The organism is Collinsella sp. LCP21S3_A3 (genome assembly GCF_052118905.1).
Taxonomy (GTDB): Bacteria; Actinomycetota; Coriobacteriia; order Coriobacteriales; family Coriobacteriaceae; genus Collinsella.
In genome coordinates this window covers 14,567-31,160 of the sequence record NZ_JBQKGH010000001.1, presented here as the reverse complement: position 1 = coordinate 31,160, position 16,594 = coordinate 14,567, and the positions used below count along the sequence as shown (strand labels likewise).

Genomic DNA, 16,594 nt, shown 5'->3' with positions numbered 1-16,594 from the left:
CAAGACGGCCCGACTACTCGAAGTATTGAAACTTGTTGGTCGAGAAAGCGAATGTTACGACAAAGCCTTCGCCGGAGTCGGATGCCGCGGCAACGTCGATGCCCATCTTGGAACACAGGCGCGCCACCAGGTAGAGGCCGATGCCCGTTGCGCGCTTGGTGGTGCGGCCGTTATCGCCGGTAAAGCCCTTCTCGAACACGCGCGGCAGGTCAGCCGCGCTCACGCCGCAGCCGTTGTCCGCGACGGTAAGCTCGATGCGCTCGCTTGCCAGGCCCTCGTCCAGCAACGCACCCGAAAACACAATCTTCGCGCCGTCCTCACGCGCATATTTAATGCTGTTCTGAATGAGCTGGCCCAGAATAAACTCGAGCCATTTCTCGTCGGTGAACACCTCAAAGTCGAGGTTCTCGCACACCGGAGCCACGTGCGCCGCAATGAGCTCGCGCGCGTTGGCTTTAATCGCGCCCGTCACCAAGCTCTTGAGACCCCAGCGGCGAATTAGGTAGTCGCGCTCTACGACTTCCGAGCGCGCATAGTACAGCGCCTGATCGATATAGCGCTCCACGCGAGCCAGCTCGCGACCCAGGTCATCCACGCGCGACAGGTCGTCTTCGCTGCCGTCCAGGTTTTCCAAAATCAGATGAGCCGCCGCCAGGGGCAGCTTGGCCTCGTGGACCCAGCTCTCGATATAGTCGCGGTAGTCATCGGTCTGGCGCCGACCTTCCGCCACCTCGTCGCAAGCGGCTTTGCCCACCCGGCGCAAGACCTCATATTCGAGCTCGCCCTCGGCATAGGTCGGGCATTGCACCATCTCCTGCACCCATGCGGGGCTCCCCAGCTCCTCTGCCGCGCGCTCCAGCTGGCACAGAAAACGACGACGGCGCACGTACTCGATCACGATGCCCAGCATGCCAAAGATAAAGGACACACCGACCGCCACGACCACGATGGATGCCGGGGCGCCGGCGACCGTCAGTACAAAACAGCTCAGCAGCACGCCGCAGGTCCACACGGCAACGGGAAGCAGTGCATCTTTAAAGAACTTGGCAAACGACATAACCGGCCCCTAGACCGAATAGCCTTGGCCGCGATGCGTCGTCAAATACCCCTTGATGCCGATTTTTTCGAGCGTGGTGCGCAGGCGGTTGATATTGACGGTGAGCGTATTGTCGTCCACGAAGGCGTCGGAGTCCCACAGGTCCTGCATGATAGCCGAGCGCGAGACGATCTTGCCCGCGCGGCCCAAGAGCAGCGAGAGGATACGCAGCTCGTTTTTGGTGAGCTCGGTACTGTCGCCGGTTGCCGTATTGGTGACCATGGAGCGGGCGAGGTCGAGCTCCAGCCCCTTGTGGACGAGCGTGCTGCGATCGCCCGCCGCCGCGGTGCGGCGCAGCAACGCATTGATGTGCGCCACGAGCACACGGGCGCTGTAAGGCTTGGGAACAAAGTCGTCCGCGCCAAGCGTCATGGCCATGACCTCGTCGATCTCGGTCGTGCGCGACGTGAGGACGATGATAGGAACCTCGGATTCGCGGCGAACCTCGTGGCAGATATGTTGGCCGTCCTTGACGGGAAGCGTGAGGTCGAGCAACACCAGGTCGGGCGCGGCGGCAAGGATATCGCGCGAGACATGCTCAAACGATTCGCAGGCCTCGATTTCAAACCCGGCGCGGGCAAGGATGTCGACAAGCTCACGACGAATGCGCTCGTCGTCCTCAACGACATAGATCAGCGCCATGTGTCCTCCCATTTCGCGCAACTTGCACCTTCCACACCATTATGCCCACGGCGTCGCAGCGATACGACCCCGTGGGCACCTAATGTGACAAAAGCGTTCGGTAGCCTTGAGAGAAAATGGGGGCCCTCGGTCCTAAACCGATCGGCCCCATCACTTCGACCTTGAGCCTCTACTCGAGCGTACGCATGTACGCAGAGATGGCATCCAGGCCCTTCTGCAGGTCGTCGGTGTTATCGGAGTATGCATAGCCGATACGCATGCTCTTGGGCTCCTCGAAGCAATCGCCCGGGGTGACGAGCGCGCCGGACTTCTTAATCATGTCGGTGCAGAACGTCCTGGAGTCGTTGTCGTAGTCGTAATACACAAGCGCGGTGCTACCCGCCTCGGGCTTGACGAACGACAGGTGCGGCTCGCTCTCGACCCACTTTTCCAGAACAGCAAGGTTCTGAAGGACGATGCGACGGCTGCGCTCAAGGATCACGGAAGCGTTACTCAGAATCAACTCCGCCACCGACTCGCTGAATATGCCTTTCTGGACGAAGCGGTCGCCCTGTTCGCATCGTTTGCAGAGCCCCTCGACCCGCGTACGTTTTTGCAAATCGAACGTCTTTGTTCAAAATCGACCCTCGCCGAATGCCACAACATGCTGGCACCCTATGACGGAGGTCTGCTATTCGTAGCGACAAGCGACTCGGAGCAGACGCTCGATGTGGAGCGAATCGCGCAGGCGCTCACGGAGCTCATCGAGGTTAGCGGTATCGATGGCGGAGCGGAAGGACTCGGCATCAGCGATATTCTGTTTGGAGACGAGGCGGTGGCGCAGGCGATCTCGCAGGCGATTTACGCACAGCGCCTATCTTGTCAACGAGCCGAGGGCCCCGTCCGCTATACGCAGCTCGGCATCCTGAGAACCGTGATGCCTTTTGCGGAAACCCCTGAGATGCGATCGTTCTCGGAGGCGATTCTCTCGCCGATACGCGAGCACGACAGCGAGCATGGCAGCGAACTGGAATCCACACTCGCCGCATTCATCGAGAACGACCGACGTATCGAGCGAACCGCCAGGCAGACGAGCCAGCACCCGAACACGATTCGGTATCGCCTCGATAAGGTGACAGCTCTCACCGGGCTGAGCTACAAATGCGCCCCAGAGATGGAGCAGCTGTCGCTCGCCTACGCCATCGAACGCGCTCGCTCGCTTCAGTAAGCCCACCCCGCCTTGAGGTTAGGAGCGGCGGGCACGGAGCTTTTCGTAGCCTTCGGCAAAGAAGGCAACCGTAGCGGCGTCGGACTCGGCGGCGTCCGTCTCGGCGGCAGGGACCACGCCGTGCTCGTCACTCACCAGGAACAGCGCGCCCTTGAGCTGCGCGGGAATGTCCACGCGCGTGACCGGGATGCCCTTGGTCTGGGCCAGCTGCTCGATAAGCGTCGCCGTGCCACACAGGCACTCGTCCGCCGGTGCCACAAAGACCAGCTCGCCGTTGTTGACGGCGGCGAGCAGCTCGGGCGCCACGCCGGTTTCGTCGGCCTCGGAGCGGGCCTCGGCGGAGCGGGCACGCAGCGCCTTGGCCGAAGTATCGGCCAGCGGCTCGTACTCCCCCACCGTCATGGCGGCATTGCCGTTAACGTCGATCACCAGCATGAGCACGCCGTCGCGCGCGGTGTAATCGCCCTCGGCAAGCGACCACTCAACGTGCTGCTTGGCCCAGCTGAGCATGTTATGGGTGAGCGGCTCGCCCTGCACCAGGCGCTCGGACAGCGCACGAATGTGGCGGTTGAGCATGGGCACCTTTTTGTTGGACATGCGCCAACGGCAGACAAGCGCGGGCTTGTCGAGCGTAAACTTCTCGACCGCCTCCTGATTGGCGCAAAAGTCCTCGTACGCACGCTGGTCCTCGGCATTGCCAAACAGCTCGGCATCATCCACAACGGCCATATCCAACCTTTCTCAAAAACATACACCGCACCGTTATACCCAAAAAAGCCGCCTGCACCAACCGGCACGGGCGGCAATAGATAGCTTTAGTTCGGGGCGAGCCAATACCGCTGGTGGAGCATAAGCCAGCGAGCCGGACCCAAGTGCCTCAGGTCGCCGCGAAAGAGGAGCGACGCGTACTTCTGTACGCGAGCGACGGTTTGAGCGGCGAGATGAGGTGCTTGGGGCCGGCGCAGCGTCGAGCAGTTACGCGGTTTGGTAAAACCGCGTAACGATCATTAGTGGCGGAAGTGGCGGGCGCCCGTGAAGACCATTGCGATGCCATGCTCGTTGCAGGCCTGGATGCTCTCGTCGTCGCGCTTGGAGCCGCCGGGCTGGATGATGCAGGTCACGCCGTGCTCAGCAAGCACGTCGACGTTGTCGCGGAACGGGAAGAACGCGTCGCTTGCGCAGGCAAAGCCGCCCTTCTCCACGCCCTCGCGCTCGCAGAAGTCCTCGGCGCGCTCGCAGGCAAGCAGTGCGGAGTCAACGCGGTTGGGCTGGCCCGGGCCCATGCCAATGCCGGCCTTACCCTTGGAGACCAGGATGGCGTTGGACTTGACGCCCTTGCAGACCTTCCAGGCAAACTCAAGCTCGGCCATCTCGGCATCGGTGGGCTTGCGGTCGGTGGGGAACGTAAAGGTCGCGGGATCCTCGATCACGTGGTCGACCTCCTGCACCAGCATGCCGCCGTCGATGGAGCGCAGCTCCACCTTGGCGCCGTGGTCCACGCCGCCGGTAGCCAGCACGCGCAGGTTGGGGCGCTTGGCCATGCGCTCGAGCGCCTCGGCGGTGTAGCTCGGGGCGATGATGACCTCGACGAACTGCTTGTTCTGATCGGCAAAGTGCTCAACCAGCTCAAAGGGAACCTCGCGGTTGCAGGCGATGATGCCGCCGAAAGCGCTCTTGGGATCGCAGGCAAAGGCGCGGTCGTAGGCAGCCGTGATGTCCTCGGCAACGGCGGAGCCGCAGGGGTTCTGATGCTTGAGGATCACGCAGGCAGGCTCGTCGAACTCGCGAACCAGGTTCCAAGCGGCATCGGCGTCCAAATAGTTGTTGTAGCTGAGCGGCTTGCCCTGAATCTGCTCGGAGCCCACGAGCGGGAACTGCGAGCTCGCGGAGTTCTCGCAGCCATCGGCAAAGCGGTAGACCGTAGCCTTCTGCTGAGGATTCTCGCCATAGCGCAGGTCGTCGACCTTCTCCAGCGAGACCTCGAGTTTGGCAGAGGTGTCCGCCACGTCGCTTGCCTGGGCAGCAAGCCAACGGGAGATAGCCGTGTCGTAGGCGGCGGTGGTCTGGTAGACCTTCACCTGCAGGCGACGACGGGTGGAAAGCGTGGTGCAGCCACCGGTCTCGCGCATCTCGGCCAGGACGGCATCATAGTCGGCCGGGTCGGAGATGACGGTAACGCTCGCGGCGTTCTTGGCGGCAGAGCGAAGCATGGAGGGGCCACCGATATCGATGTGCTCGATGGCATCCGCGAAGGTGACCTCGGGGTTGGCGACGGTCTTCTCGAACTCGTACAGGTTGACGACGACCAGGTCGATCAGCTTAATGCCGTGCTGAGCTGCCTCCTGCATGTGCTGCTCGGAATCGCGGCGAGCCAGCAGTGCACCATGAACCTTGGGGTGCAGCGTCTTGACGCGGCCGTCCATCATCTCGGGATAGCCCGTGAACTCCTCGATGGGGGTTACGGGAACGCCCGCGTCCTCGATGGCACGAGCCGTGCCGCCCGTAGAGATGATCTCGACGCCAAAGTCGTCAACCAGCGTCCGTGCGAAATCGACGACGCCCGTCTTATCGGTAACCGAGATCAACGCGCGTGCGATCTTCACATCAGATCCCATGCAGTCCTCCTGTCTGGTACGCCGCCGTGCTCTGTGAGTCGGTGATACGTCGATCTGCAGCGCTCGCGCAGCGGCATTGAAAATACTGATTCAATGTAGCGCATCGAGCGCATCGATGCACCCCGTAACGGGCGCATGTGCAGAAAAAGCTTGCGAGCGGGGGTTGCAGGAGCGCCACTGGGCACGGTGAGTTGATGGAACACAGGGGCACCATAATTAGATGCCAATGGCGTGGTAGAACTGTGCTCGATATGCATCCGCAATAGAAAGAGGCACTATGGTCTCGCGGGTTCTCTACCGACCGTTTGATACCGAAGACTTCGACGCCATCGCGCTGATCTTGCAGCAGCTTTGGCATAACAATTCGGATAACGAAGAGTACAACCGCCTTGAGGCCGCGTGCGATCTTGCCTATTGCCTTTCTTCCTCGACGTTTTCGCAGGTCGCCGTAATCGACGGCCAGGCGCGCGGCATTGCACTCGCACGTGCGGGGCAAAGCAGCGGCGCCACCGTTAAGGAGCATTGGATGGATACCGAACGCGCATTGCTGTCGCAGATGCGTGAGCTGGAGCCCGATGCCTGTGCCGAGTATCTCTCGTTTGTGCGCGCCACCATTCGGACCAACAACCGTCTGCTCGAGAGCAGCCCGCTGCCGCATGACAACGAGGTCACGTTGCTTGCCGTGGATCGCGATGTCCACGGCCTGGGCGTTGGCTCGGTTCTGCTCGATGCCGCGGTCTCGCACCTGTCCTCGCGCGGAGCGTCGAGAGCGCACCTGTATACCGACTCCAACTGCTCGTGGAAGTTCTACGAGCTGCACGGCTTTAAGCGCACGGCCACGCACCACGCCAGCCGCGAAGAGCGCCGCCACGACATGCCGCGCGAAAGCTTCCTCTACGAACTCGACCTAACAGCCTAAAACCGGCAGTTAGGGACGTCCCCTTTGTGCCGGCACCCCGGGACACTCCTTGGCAGCAACCACACCTAGTCGTTGGGGACGTTCTTAAATGACTAGTCGCCGGGGACAGTCTTGAACAAAAGAGTCGCCGAAACCCTCGCTGGCATCACCCTATAGAGGAGTCTGCAAATAGCGGTGGGCAAAAGTAAAAGATCGGCGCATTTTGGTGCATAAAAAGGGGATGGGCTTTCCCCGACGGCTGCCGAGAAAAGCCCATCCCATAATTTAGGACCGCTAGAACGTTCCGCCGCCGCCTCCGCCGACGCCGCCGCCCCCGCCGCCCGAGAAGCCACCACCGCCGCCGCCGCTCGAGCTATCGGAACTCGAAGCCAGCTCACGGATGCTCTCGTGATACACGCCATCGAACGAATCGAGCGGAGACTGGTTTCCGTAGTGATGGTAGTACCACCAGTAGCAGGGGTAATTGTCGTAGAAGCCGTCGGCCTCGCGCACCTCGGGCGGCACGGCCTCGGCAAGCTGACGCAGAACTTCCTTGGAAACGCCCAGCGCCGCACCCATCACCAGAAGTTTATTCCACAGCACCAGATCGCCGGGGACGGCTTCCTTTAGACGCGTGAAGTCCTCGAGCCAATGCTTGAGCGCCTTGCAGCGAGCCGCCACCTCGGCGCCCTCCGGCGTAAGGCGGCGGAACGTAAGGCCCACGCCAATACCCACCAGCACAATCGGCACCGAGATAACCGCGGCGACAATGTTCACCTGTGCGCCGTCGGTAAAGAAGATGGATCCCACGGGAACAAAGGCGATCAGAGTACCAAGAACCAGGCAAAACACCATTGCGACAATGCCGTCCGAGGCAACGTACTCGCTATCGGCCAGTTTGCCCTTAACGGTGCTCTGATAGTCCTTGAGCTTGTCGCCCACGGGCGTAGCGTGCTGCTTAACATAGTGTTGCAGCTCGTCAAACGTGCGCGAGCGATCGCCGTTCTCGTCGGGCTTAGCACCGGCAAAGAAGACCTTGAGCACCATGCGGTCAATGCCCTTGGCCGACTTCCAGCCCGCATCGCTCACCGTCACACGATACGTCTGTTCCTCTTTTTCGCGATGGAGCAGGCCCTTCTTGCCCTTGGTCGCGATTGCCTCCTCTAACTTGATCACGCGATCGTCGGTGAGCTTCATGAGCGTGGCGATATATGCCTGATCGGGCACCTCGTTCCAGCTCATGAGGGCCGAAAGCACGGCGGGATGGTCGGCCGAGGGCACGTCGCGGAAGTATTCGTCCTGGAACAGCGGTTTGGGCTTGCGCTTGCGCAACTTGAGCACGACGATCGTGCCGGTAAAGGCCACCGCCGCGACAACGCTAACCACGGCAAGTGCATTGGCGATCATGCGGGCGTGAGCGCGGCGGGCGTTGGCCTCCTCGGCCCACGCCTTCTCCTCGCTCAGAATTGTCGACATGCGTTCCTTGCCCGAGGCGGCGAGCTGCGGCACCCAATCGCTGGGGAAGGCGATGCGCGCCTCGGCGAATTCGCCCTGATGCACGCAGGGTATGGTATAGGTGACCATGGGCTCGTCCGCGTCGAGCGACACGTCGCCCGTGAGCGGACCGTGGCCCCATGCACGGAAGTTATCGCCCTTGACGGCCGCCGTTCCGGCAGCGGCATTTGCGAAGTAAACTTCCATCTCGACGTCATCGGAGTCCGCAGACCAGCCGTCGCCCACAAACTTCCAGTAGAGCTCGGCGGTATCGGACCAGTTCATAACCGCACCGGTCATGGTGTAGCTCACGTAATAGATCGCGCTGTCGCCGCTCTCGTGGGGGCTGAACACCTTGATCTTTACGCCGCCGTCTGACTGCTCAACCGTATAGACGCCGTTGTCGCCTTTGTTTGCATAGTCAACCCTGCTAAACGCGGCATCATCTTCCTCGACGCTCAGCACGTCGACACCCGCCGTACCACCCTGCTGGTTGGTGCCCGTATTGATATCCCAATACACGCCGTTGATGTCGTCGTCGAAATCAAACTGGCGTCCCTCGACAACGGTCAGCGACCCATCGGCTTCAACCGTGGCACCGATATAGGTTTGGGTCATGGAATACCCGTCGGCACGTGCAACGGCGGGCAACAGCAGCAGCACGCACGCGACGAGTGCGCAAATGGAAGCAAATCGCGCAAACGGGCAGCGCTGCCGACAAGCATTGGCAACGGGGGCGTTCATAGGCACATCCTTTGTCTGTAAAACCAACAGCGCCATTGTCCCACGTTTGCGGGTACACATGACGAACATCTAGGCGACCGGAGCGCCAAACGGGATGAAAGTCATGCCTGCCGCCAGCAGCTAATCATTGGGTAGTCATTGGGGACGTTCTTAAATGACTAGTCATGAGGGACACCCTTGGCATGGCCCGCGCCAGCAATAGATACCACTTCACAGCTCCGTCACAGGTGTAGCAGCTTTGTGTGGGCGCGGCACGCGCTGATTGAGCCGTCAGCCGAGGGGCATAAAGCAGTTGAGCGAAACTGGTTTGCCCCTTTGCCGTTCGCTCGAGGATCATGTCCCCCTTTTCCGCGGAAACCCCGGCAGTTGCGAAGAGCTGCCGGGGTTTCTGTTGTCTAAGGTACTGAGCTGATCGACAGGAATCAAAGCACCGAGCCTGCGGCCCACCATACGCAATGCGGGGCCTCGACAACTTGCGGACCACAGTGACGCCTCCCCATCGCGCCCCGCGCTATACTCGTCCGCATGGATATCAACGCACGCAACATAGCAACGCCCGCCGCGAACGCGCCAACAACGCCGCCCGCCTCCGTTCCCGTACCTGTCGTAGGCCGTTTTGCCCCGTCGCCCTCGGGCCGCATGCACCTGGGCAACGTGTTCAGCTGCCTGTGCTCGTGGCTTTCGGCCCGCAGCCAGGGCGGCAGCATCGTGTTGCGCATCGAGGACCTGGACGATCGCTGCAAGCGCCCGGAACTTGCCGCTCAATTGATTGACGATCTGGCCTGGCTAGGGCTTGAGTGGGACGAAGGCCCCTACTACCAGCACGATCGTCTGGACCTGTACGAAAGCGCCTTGCGCCGGCTGAATGACGTCGACCTCACCTATCCCTGCTTTTGTACGCGTGCCGAACTCCACGCCGCGAGCGCGCCGCATGCCAGCGACGGCACGCCCATCTACCGCGGCGCCTGTCGAAACCTTTCTGTCGAAGAGATCGCCCGCCGCAGCGTTCTGCGCGCCCCGGCCACGCGTCTGCGCGTGCCTACCGTCGATGACCTCGCCGGCGACGTGATCGAATTCGTGGACCGTACGTACGGCGCCCAATGCGAGGCACTCGCCACCGAGTGCGGCGACTTTTTGGTGCGCCGCAGCGACGGCGTTTTTGCCTACCAGCTAGCCGTGGTGGTCGACGACGCTGCCATGGGCGTCACCGAGGTCGTGCGCGGATGCGACCTGCTGGGCTCCACGCCCCGCCAAATCTACCTGCAACATCTGCTGGGACTTCCCACGCCGCATTACGCGCACATTCCGCTGCTCATGTCGCCGGACGGCCGCCGCCTTTCCAAGCGCGACCGCGATCTGGACCTGGGCGAGCTACGCGCACGCTTTGGCACGCCCGAGGCACTGCTGGGATGGCTCGCCGGGCAAACGGGCATCGCGCCGGACACCACGTCGCGCTCTGCCGAGCAGTTGGTCGAGCACTTTAGCTGGAATGTCATCCGCGCGCACCGCGAGAACATCACCGTAACGGCCGAGTAGCCAAATACCTCGCCCCTACGCAACGTCCCAGGGCTGGAGTTCGTCGCCCAAGCGAACGATGCAGTCGTAGAGCACGGTATGGCGCTCGGCAGGGTTGGCATCCCGATGAAAATGCCCGTAGTACCAACGCTTGTAATCCAAGCGGTCTTCCAGCTCATCGAAAAATGCTGTAAGTCGGTCGACATCGGGGCAATTCCAGCCAGGCCCCGGATAGAGCGTGGGCGAAAGCATGCGCGTAGAGCAGGTGTGGGTGACCACGTAGTCAACCTTCCAGCCCACGCTGTCGAGCTTTGTCCGCGCCTCCTCAAAGTTGCGCTCGTCCGGCAGCTCCTGTGGCCACCAGCTGGAATAGGGAATGCGGTATTCCTTATCCACGCTCGTGGCGCCGCCCATGGTAAAGATCGTTGAGCCGTCGAGCTCAAAAACCTCGCCGCGCGTCAGGCGCCGTATGGGAGAGGTATCCGACAGGCGTTGCGTTAGCCCACCGTGCCACAGCTCCATGGGACGCTCCGCCCAGTGATCGAAACGCTCGTGGTTGCCGTCGACGAACAGCACGGTATAGGGACGCGACTCCAGCCAAGCGATGTCGGCGCACTCCTCGGCGGAGAAATCCCACGGAAAGCCAAAGTCGCCCGCGACAATCAGATGGTCGTCGCTCGTCAGACTATCCCCAAGATCCCAGTCGCGCAGCTTTTGCATGTCGAGGCCGCCGTGAATATCGCCCGTCACATAGACCGTCATCGGATCACCGCTTCCCCGTAAGTAGCTAGCCCACATTCTGCACGATCACTAAGCCAACCGTTCCAGCCCTTCCATCCCTTAGGACTTACCCCTCGTTCCTCCATCCAAACGGATCAAGCACCCAAAAAATCAGATCGAGCACGCCGCCGGTCATCATAGCGCCGGCAAGGGCCATGCAAACGCGCAGAGAACCGGCACTTCGGAGCACGTCGAATGGTCCCAGAACAGCCAACAGCGCGACCGCTGCGCCGACCACGCACAGCGCGAGGCACGGCCCCGCGTCCTTAACGCACTTCTTTGCGAGATGCTTGGTGTTATCACTCATCAATATCGGACTCCTTAGAGGGCCGTTGTTTGGGTACATGCCGCCGCGGCAGAGCAGGGCGGCATGATAAGTGTCACATGCCGTGCGGACATCAATGGAGAAACCGCGCCCCTCAGACCAAAGCCGACAATCAATACCGTCATATGCCCAAAACACGAACGATCGATCTGTTATCCTGGCGCCAACATAGTCTTTCGAAAGGTTTGGCCGGGATGACTACGCAGCAGCAGATTGATATTGAATTCGACTCGCTTGCACGCGAGAACGATTCACCCAAGCTCATCGCCAACTCGAAGGCGACAGGCGGAACACTACTATCCGTTATCAAAGAGCAGCTCTCAACCTGCAGCTCCTTTGACTTTTGCGTAGCGTTTGTTGCAGACGGCGGTCTTCAAATCCTGGTCGAGGCGTTCCAGGAGCTCAAACGGCGTGGCATTAAGGGCAGGCTGCTCACGTCCACCTATCTCAACTTCAACTCACCCGATGCGTTTCGCAAGCTCCTGGAATACGACAACATGGAAGTTCGCGTATTCCAAGGTAATTTGCATGCCAAGGGATATATTTTTGATAAGGGCGAAACCAGCACGGTCATCATCGGCAGCTCGAACATGACGCAGACCGCCCTCACCTGTAATAAAGAATGGAACGTGCTGTATCAGACTGTCGAGAACAGCCGCTTACTCGGCGAACTGAGGGGCGAGTTCAATTCGTTGTGGAACGACACCTCAACCGTTTTGCTTTCCCAAGACTGGATTGAGAACTATGCCGCATATCGATCGGCACGTCCGCCAAAGCCCAAATCGAAACCGACATTCAGATCTGCGGAAACGCCGGTGCAGAATGACCTCGAAGAAATCAAGCCCAATAAAATGCAGCAGCGCGCCCTTGAGGCGCTCGGCGTAATCCACCGCAAGGGCGAGACCCGCGCCCTGCTGGTCTCGGCAACCGGCACCGGCAAGACCTTCCTTTCGGCGTTCGACGTGCTCGCAACTAAACCCCGGCGCGTCCTCTTTCTTGCGCACCGCCGGCGCATTATCGACGCCTCCCGCGCAAGCTACGAACGCCTCTTAGGTAGTACCTATACGTTCGACACCTATCAAACTGGCAAGAATATAAGCAATGCTACCTGCGTGTTTGCCATGTGTTCTTCGGTCGCCAAACATCTGAGCGATTTCCGTCCCGATGAGTTCGACTACATCGTCATCGACGAGGCCCACCGCACGGGATCCCAGGGTTACCAATCCATCATGTCTCACTTTACGCCTCGGTTTTATCTGGGCATGACCGCTACACCCAATCGCACCGACGGCTATGACGTCTTTGCTCTTTTCAATCACGTCATCGCGTTCCAGATCACGCTGCAGGACGCTTTGGCCGAGGAGATGCTTGCCCCCTTCCATTATTTTGGCATTCACGATCTGGAGGTTGACGACGAAACGGTCGAAGATATCGCCCTGTTCGGGCGCTTGACGTCCGACGAGCGCGTGCGTCATATCACCGAGAAGATCGAAGAATATAGCGTCACCAAAAGCAATCGCAGGGGCTTAATTTTTTGCAATCGAAACGCCGAGGCCAAGGAACTGTCACGCAAATTCAACGCTCTCGGATACCGAACGGTTGCGATTAGCGGTCAAGATCCCGATGAGGTCCGCGATGCCGCAATCAGCCGACTTGAAGCCGGCGAGCTCGAGTACATTTTCTCGGTCGATATCATGAACGAAGGCGTCGACATCCCCTCGCTCAATCAAATCATCATGCTTCGACGCACCGACTCCGCAATCATCTTTATTCAGCAGCTCGGACGAGGTTTGCGCTTGAATGATGGTAAGGAATACGCACTGGTGCTCGACTTTATTGGCAACTACCAGAGCAACTTCCTGGTGCCCATCGCGCTTTCGGGTGACAAGACATATAACAAAGACCGCCTGCGCCGTCTTGTTCAAGAGGGCGATTCGGCGATCCCCGGATGCTCGACCGTGAGCTTCGATCGTATTTCCGAGGCACGCATTTACAAGGCCATCGACGGCGGCGATTTCACCTCCGTCAGGTTTTTGAAAAACGAATATCTCGACTTGCGCCAAAGACTCGGCAAGATTCCCTCGCTGCTCGAATTTGATCGTAACGGCTCCATCGATCCGCTGCTTATCTTCAAGAATAGCGGCCTAGGGTCCTACCACGCATTTCTTTCCAAATACGAGCCGGACTACACGGTTCAATTTTCCTCTGATCAAACCAAGATTCTCAAATTTATTTCTCAAAAACTTGCCGCGGGCAAGCGATTCGAAGACCTCTATTTGCTTCAAACGCTCGTCGAAGCCGGACACGAGGGCTACCGGCATATGCGCGAGGCTGCGCTTAGGAACTACCGCGCACAGCTTAAGGACAGCGCCGTTAGGTCGGCAATCGCAGTCCTTAAGGGCGACTTTGCCACTCCTAAGGATTTCGTTTCCCTGCTCATTGACGATGGAACCGGACCTCGTCTGACCGAAGTGTTTGCGACCGCCCTGCGCAACGCAGAGTTCAAACGTCAGATTCTTGAGGTGCTGGATTTTGGTATCGCGCGCAACCGACTCGACTATGCCGAGACGTACGAAAACACAAATTTCGTTCTCAACGCCAAGTACACGTACGAAGAGGTTTGCCGCTTGATGAACTGGGAAAAGAACATCAACGGCCAAAATCTTGGCGGCTATTTTTACGACGAAAAGACCAATACATTCCCTGTGTTTATTAACTATGACAAGGCGCCCGACATTAGTGAGTCAATTCAGTATGAAGATCGCTTTGTTTCGCCGAGCAAGCTTATCGCAATCTCCAAGGGCAACCGTACGCTCAACTCTCCCGAGATTCTGCGACTGCAGGTATGGCCGGAAAACGGCCTGAAGACGTATTTGTTTATGCGAAAGAATAAGGACGATAAGGGTGGCAAGGAGTTCTATTTCTTAGGCGAAATGCATCCGACCGGTGAGTTCGAAGCTATTAAAACTAAGAGCGGCGACAACGCCGTTGAAATCGAATATGAGCTCAATGTGCCTGTACGACAGGACATCTACGAGTTTATGCTCAGCGATTTGAGCGAGGCCGAGTAAGAAAGGGGCGGCCGCCATGTGGCGCCCGCCCCTTTCTTACATAAGCCCGAGTTTCTTTTCGAGCTCCTTAACGACTTTAACGTCTGCCGGAAGCCAATCGACATCCCACAGGTTATTGGTATCAAGCCATTTCATATCCTCGTGAGCATGCTCTTTGAACTCCCCCGAAAGAATGGTAGCTAGGTAGCACTGCATCGACAGGTGGAACGTCTCGTAATCGTGTTCGACCGTGCAAAGATAGTCGAGGTTACCGATCGTGACCTCGAGCTCTTCTTGAATCTCGCGCACAATTGCCTGCTCGCCGGTCTCGCCCGGCTCGAGCTTGCCGCCCGGAAATTCCCAGCCGTCTTTAAACTCGCCATAGCCGCGCTGGCAGCTCAGAATTTTTCCGTCCTTCTGAATAACCGCTGCTGCAACATTGATTGATTTCATAACTAGTTATCACCTCTCCAGTTGAGCCCAACCAGTATAGGTGATCAACCGCCCGCCATGTCCCAGTCGCCTGAAAACTGACGACAGGGCCAGCCTTTGCCGTCTATTTGTTACCTGGTCAACATCCTCCACTATCGAGATGTAATCCTTTTCCTGAGAAGTGAACGATTATTTTGAGACCTCCGAAGCATCCACGCTTTTTGGTGCCAAAACCGCAGGATTCAAGCAACGAAACCACAAGAAACGGCGCCTTAAAAGTGTGGATGCATCGGGGTGTCAGATTTTGCTCGTTCACTTCTCGGGAAAAGTATTCCACCTCGATTTTTAACCGTTCCGAGCGTCCGATTTTCTCCTTCTTTGAGACCACGCTAGCGTTGGCGCCCTCTAGCCATCGTCATCAAAATGCGTATTAATAATGAGGTGTGTTTCTTGATGAAAAGGAATACTCAGTGAATGAAGTCAAGCTCGCCGGCCCGAACGACATTCAGGCCTTTTTCAGCTGCTCCCACAGCGCTTCTGCCTCCGGAACTTTTAGCACCATCCCGATAGATGTCAAAGACTTTATTGGCTGGTGCAATGGCTCTTACGATAGCATTTCAAAAAATGGCAGTGCCGATTCGGCTTATATGCTAGGCCAGACCATTTGCACGTTGAATGAACTTAGCGATACCGAGACCGATGAAATCAAAGACATTCTCAAAGAAACCGCTTCTTCCAAGTTCGGCAATTCCGATGTAAAGGCCCTCCCTTTCAAAAAGATGCGCGCCCTCAGAAATGAAATGCGCAATGATGCGCGGGAAAACTCCTGGAACATGACGGTCTACAACAGACGATAAAAAACACCTAGGTAGGCTAACAAATACTAGGACGGAAGGCCTCCCCGAAAACGCTGCCTTCTATTGCGTGCTCAAACTCAGGCTTAAGGACTACCCTGATGGAATGTATTACCACTACCAGTTTGACGACAGCGGCAATACAATCGCGCAAGTCGACCCTCTTAAACCTTTTGTTATAGACGAGAACATTTTGGATCAGAAATGGTACGCTCTCATCTCTCTGTTCGCGTTCCTTGACGTCGCTCATGCCTTGAGCGACGATCGGCACGAATGCCATTGCCTTTACCCGTACCCCATCACATACGATAAAGGAGATTTAGGCGAAGGAAAACTGCAACTGAAAAGCAGCCTCTCACTAAACGTCATTAAGGGCAGAGACTACACCTCTGAGGCCATGATGACCTGGATAAAGGACGCGCTGGTCGAGGCGACCAAAAAGCTAGCCAAATAAAAACCTTATGTCACTGGGCAAAAGAACCCCCGGCGATCCTTTCCGCGGAAGTACCCCTCTCGGTGCTTCCGTATCCCGTTAATGTCAAAGGCGCAATCCAAACTCCGAATCGAGCCCACGCAGATAATCCACGAGCCAATCGCCCGCAAACCTACTCCAACCCGGGGCCGGTAACGCACGCGCGCTCGTTTGCCCGTGCATAGCCGTGCTTGTCCGCGCGGGCGGGTGTCCTTCTTGCTGCGTCGAAGGGCACGGCAAGAAGGACACCGGCGCGAAGGGGTTCGCCAAGGTATTCCAGACCCAGAAGACCATCCTCATCGACGGCCACGCATTCACGGACCCCATAGTCGACTACGTGATCCGCAAGCGCAACCGCACATCCTGCGAGGTGAGGGCGCTCGATATGGAATTCTTCGATGCGGCCTCCCATGTAAGTCCGTATCAGCCTGAAGGCAATGCCATTGCTGGGATGTGAAAATGCGACGAAT

The 16,594-nt window shown here is 58.5% G+C and carries 16 protein-coding genes; 7 read left to right on the top strand and 9 right to left on the bottom strand.

Translation table 11 applies throughout. The annotated features are described in order from the left end of the window. Nucleotides 1-13: 13 nt before the first annotated feature. The 3 genes from ACTQ0H_RS00185 to ACTQ0H_RS00175 all read right to left on the bottom strand — a co-directional run bounded on the left by ACTQ0H_RS00185 (nucleotide 14) and on the right by ACTQ0H_RS00175 (nucleotide 2,240). Nucleotides 14-1,057 carry a sensor histidine kinase gene (locus ACTQ0H_RS00185; RefSeq protein ID WP_441062970.1) on the bottom strand — a complete coding sequence of 348 codons (1,044 nt, stop codon included), beginning with the start codon at nucleotides 1,055-1,057 and terminating at the stop codon, nucleotides 14-16. 9 nt (nucleotides 1,058-1,066) lie between these two features. Then, nucleotides 1,067-1,738 (bottom strand): response regulator transcription factor, encoded by a 672-nt coding sequence (locus ACTQ0H_RS00180; protein ID WP_427728526.1) that lies wholly within the window; start codon nucleotides 1,736-1,738, stop codon nucleotides 1,067-1,069. 169 nt (nucleotides 1,739-1,907) lie between these two features. Continuing rightward, on the bottom strand, nucleotides 1,908-2,240 hold the full coding sequence (locus ACTQ0H_RS00175) for a hypothetical protein (RefSeq protein ID WP_441062969.1): 333 nt from the start codon (nucleotides 2,238-2,240) through the stop codon (nucleotides 1,908-1,910). Nucleotides 2,241-2,381: 141 nt separating this feature from the next. Here ACTQ0H_RS00175 and ACTQ0H_RS00170 point away from each other — a divergent pair, with 141 nt between their 5' ends. Beyond that, nucleotides 2,382-2,945 (top strand): PucR family transcriptional regulator, encoded by a 564-nt coding sequence (locus tag ACTQ0H_RS00170; RefSeq protein WP_441062968.1) that lies wholly within the window; start codon nucleotides 2,382-2,384, stop codon nucleotides 2,943-2,945. 18 nt (nucleotides 2,946-2,963) lie between these two features. Here the strand turns inward: ACTQ0H_RS00170 and ACTQ0H_RS00165 are convergent, their stop codons facing one another. Further along, nucleotides 2,964-3,674 carry a hypothetical protein gene (locus ACTQ0H_RS00165; RefSeq protein ID WP_441062967.1) on the bottom strand — a complete coding sequence of 237 codons (711 nt, stop codon included), beginning with the start codon at nucleotides 3,672-3,674 and terminating at the stop codon, nucleotides 2,964-2,966. A 278-nt stretch (nucleotides 3,675-3,952) separates the two neighbouring features. Next, complete coding sequence (gene purH / locus ACTQ0H_RS00160) at nucleotides 3,953-5,560, bottom strand: bifunctional phosphoribosylaminoimidazolecarboxamide formyltransferase/IMP cyclohydrolase (RefSeq protein ID WP_427794233.1); 1,608 nt, start codon at nucleotides 5,558-5,560, stop codon at nucleotides 3,953-3,955. A gap of 277 nt (nucleotides 5,561-5,837) precedes the next feature. Here purH and ACTQ0H_RS00155 point away from each other — a divergent pair, with 277 nt between their 5' ends. After that, nucleotides 5,838-6,479, top strand: a complete 642-nt coding sequence (locus ACTQ0H_RS00155; RefSeq protein WP_441016056.1) for a GNAT family N-acetyltransferase — start codon at nucleotides 5,838-5,840, stop codon at nucleotides 6,477-6,479. 273 nt (nucleotides 6,480-6,752) lie between these two features. Here ACTQ0H_RS00155 and ACTQ0H_RS00150 read toward each other — a convergent pair whose 3' ends face one another. Next, the gene (locus tag ACTQ0H_RS00150; RefSeq protein ID WP_441547667.1) at nucleotides 6,753-8,696 is read right to left on the bottom strand and encodes a DUF2207 family protein; all 1,944 of its coding nucleotides are present in this window, start codon (nucleotides 8,694-8,696) and stop codon (nucleotides 6,753-6,755) included. A 525-nt stretch (nucleotides 8,697-9,221) separates the two neighbouring features. Here ACTQ0H_RS00150 and gluQRS point away from each other — a divergent pair. Beyond that, the gene (gluQRS, locus tag ACTQ0H_RS00145) at nucleotides 9,222-10,232 is read left to right on the top strand and encodes a tRNA glutamyl-Q(34) synthetase GluQRS (RefSeq protein ID WP_441547340.1); all 1,011 of its coding nucleotides are present in this window, start codon (nucleotides 9,222-9,224) and stop codon (nucleotides 10,230-10,232) included. A 15-nt stretch (nucleotides 10,233-10,247) separates the two neighbouring features. Here gluQRS and ACTQ0H_RS00140 read toward each other — a convergent pair whose 3' ends face one another. Both ACTQ0H_RS00140 and ACTQ0H_RS00135 read right to left on the bottom strand, forming a co-directional pair. Beyond that, nucleotides 10,248-10,973, bottom strand: coding sequence for a metallophosphoesterase (locus tag ACTQ0H_RS00140; protein WP_154515068.1), 726 nt, complete (start codon nucleotides 10,971-10,973; stop codon nucleotides 10,248-10,250). Nucleotides 10,974-11,058: 85 nt separating this feature from the next. Then, nucleotides 11,059-11,298: a hypothetical protein gene (locus tag ACTQ0H_RS00135; protein ID WP_441547339.1), complete on the bottom strand. Its 240-nt coding sequence runs from the start codon at nucleotides 11,296-11,298 to the stop codon at nucleotides 11,059-11,061. Between the two features lie 29 nt (nucleotides 11,299-11,327). Between ACTQ0H_RS00135 and ACTQ0H_RS00130 the strand changes: the two genes are divergently transcribed. Beyond that, nucleotides 11,328-14,387 carry a DUF3427 domain-containing protein gene (locus ACTQ0H_RS00130; RefSeq protein ID WP_441547666.1) on the top strand — a complete coding sequence of 1,020 codons (3,060 nt, stop codon included), beginning with the start codon at nucleotides 11,328-11,330 and terminating at the stop codon, nucleotides 14,385-14,387. A 36-nt stretch (nucleotides 14,388-14,423) separates the two neighbouring features. Here ACTQ0H_RS00130 and ACTQ0H_RS00125 read toward each other — a convergent pair whose 3' ends face one another. Then, on the bottom strand, nucleotides 14,424-14,819 hold the full coding sequence (locus tag ACTQ0H_RS00125; RefSeq protein ID WP_441048718.1) for a (deoxy)nucleoside triphosphate pyrophosphohydrolase: 396 nt from the start codon (nucleotides 14,817-14,819) through the stop codon (nucleotides 14,424-14,426). Between the two features lie 449 nt (nucleotides 14,820-15,268). Between ACTQ0H_RS00125 and ACTQ0H_RS00120 the strand changes: the two genes are divergently transcribed. The 3 genes from ACTQ0H_RS00120 to ACTQ0H_RS00110 all read left to right on the top strand — a co-directional run bounded on the left by ACTQ0H_RS00120 (nucleotide 15,269) and on the right by ACTQ0H_RS00110 (nucleotide 16,581). Beyond that, complete coding sequence (locus tag ACTQ0H_RS00120; protein ID WP_441547665.1) at nucleotides 15,269-15,655, top strand: hypothetical protein; 387 nt, start codon at nucleotides 15,269-15,271, stop codon at nucleotides 15,653-15,655. A 67-nt stretch (nucleotides 15,656-15,722) separates the two neighbouring features. Then, nucleotides 15,723-16,106 (top strand): hypothetical protein, encoded by a 384-nt coding sequence (locus tag ACTQ0H_RS00115; protein WP_441547664.1) that lies wholly within the window; start codon nucleotides 15,723-15,725, stop codon nucleotides 16,104-16,106. Nucleotides 16,107-16,311: 205 nt separating this feature from the next. Continuing rightward, the gene (locus tag ACTQ0H_RS00110) at nucleotides 16,312-16,581 is read left to right on the top strand and encodes a hypothetical protein (protein ID WP_441547663.1); all 270 of its coding nucleotides are present in this window, start codon (nucleotides 16,312-16,314) and stop codon (nucleotides 16,579-16,581) included. The last annotated feature ends 13 nt before the right edge of the window (nucleotides 16,582-16,594 follow it).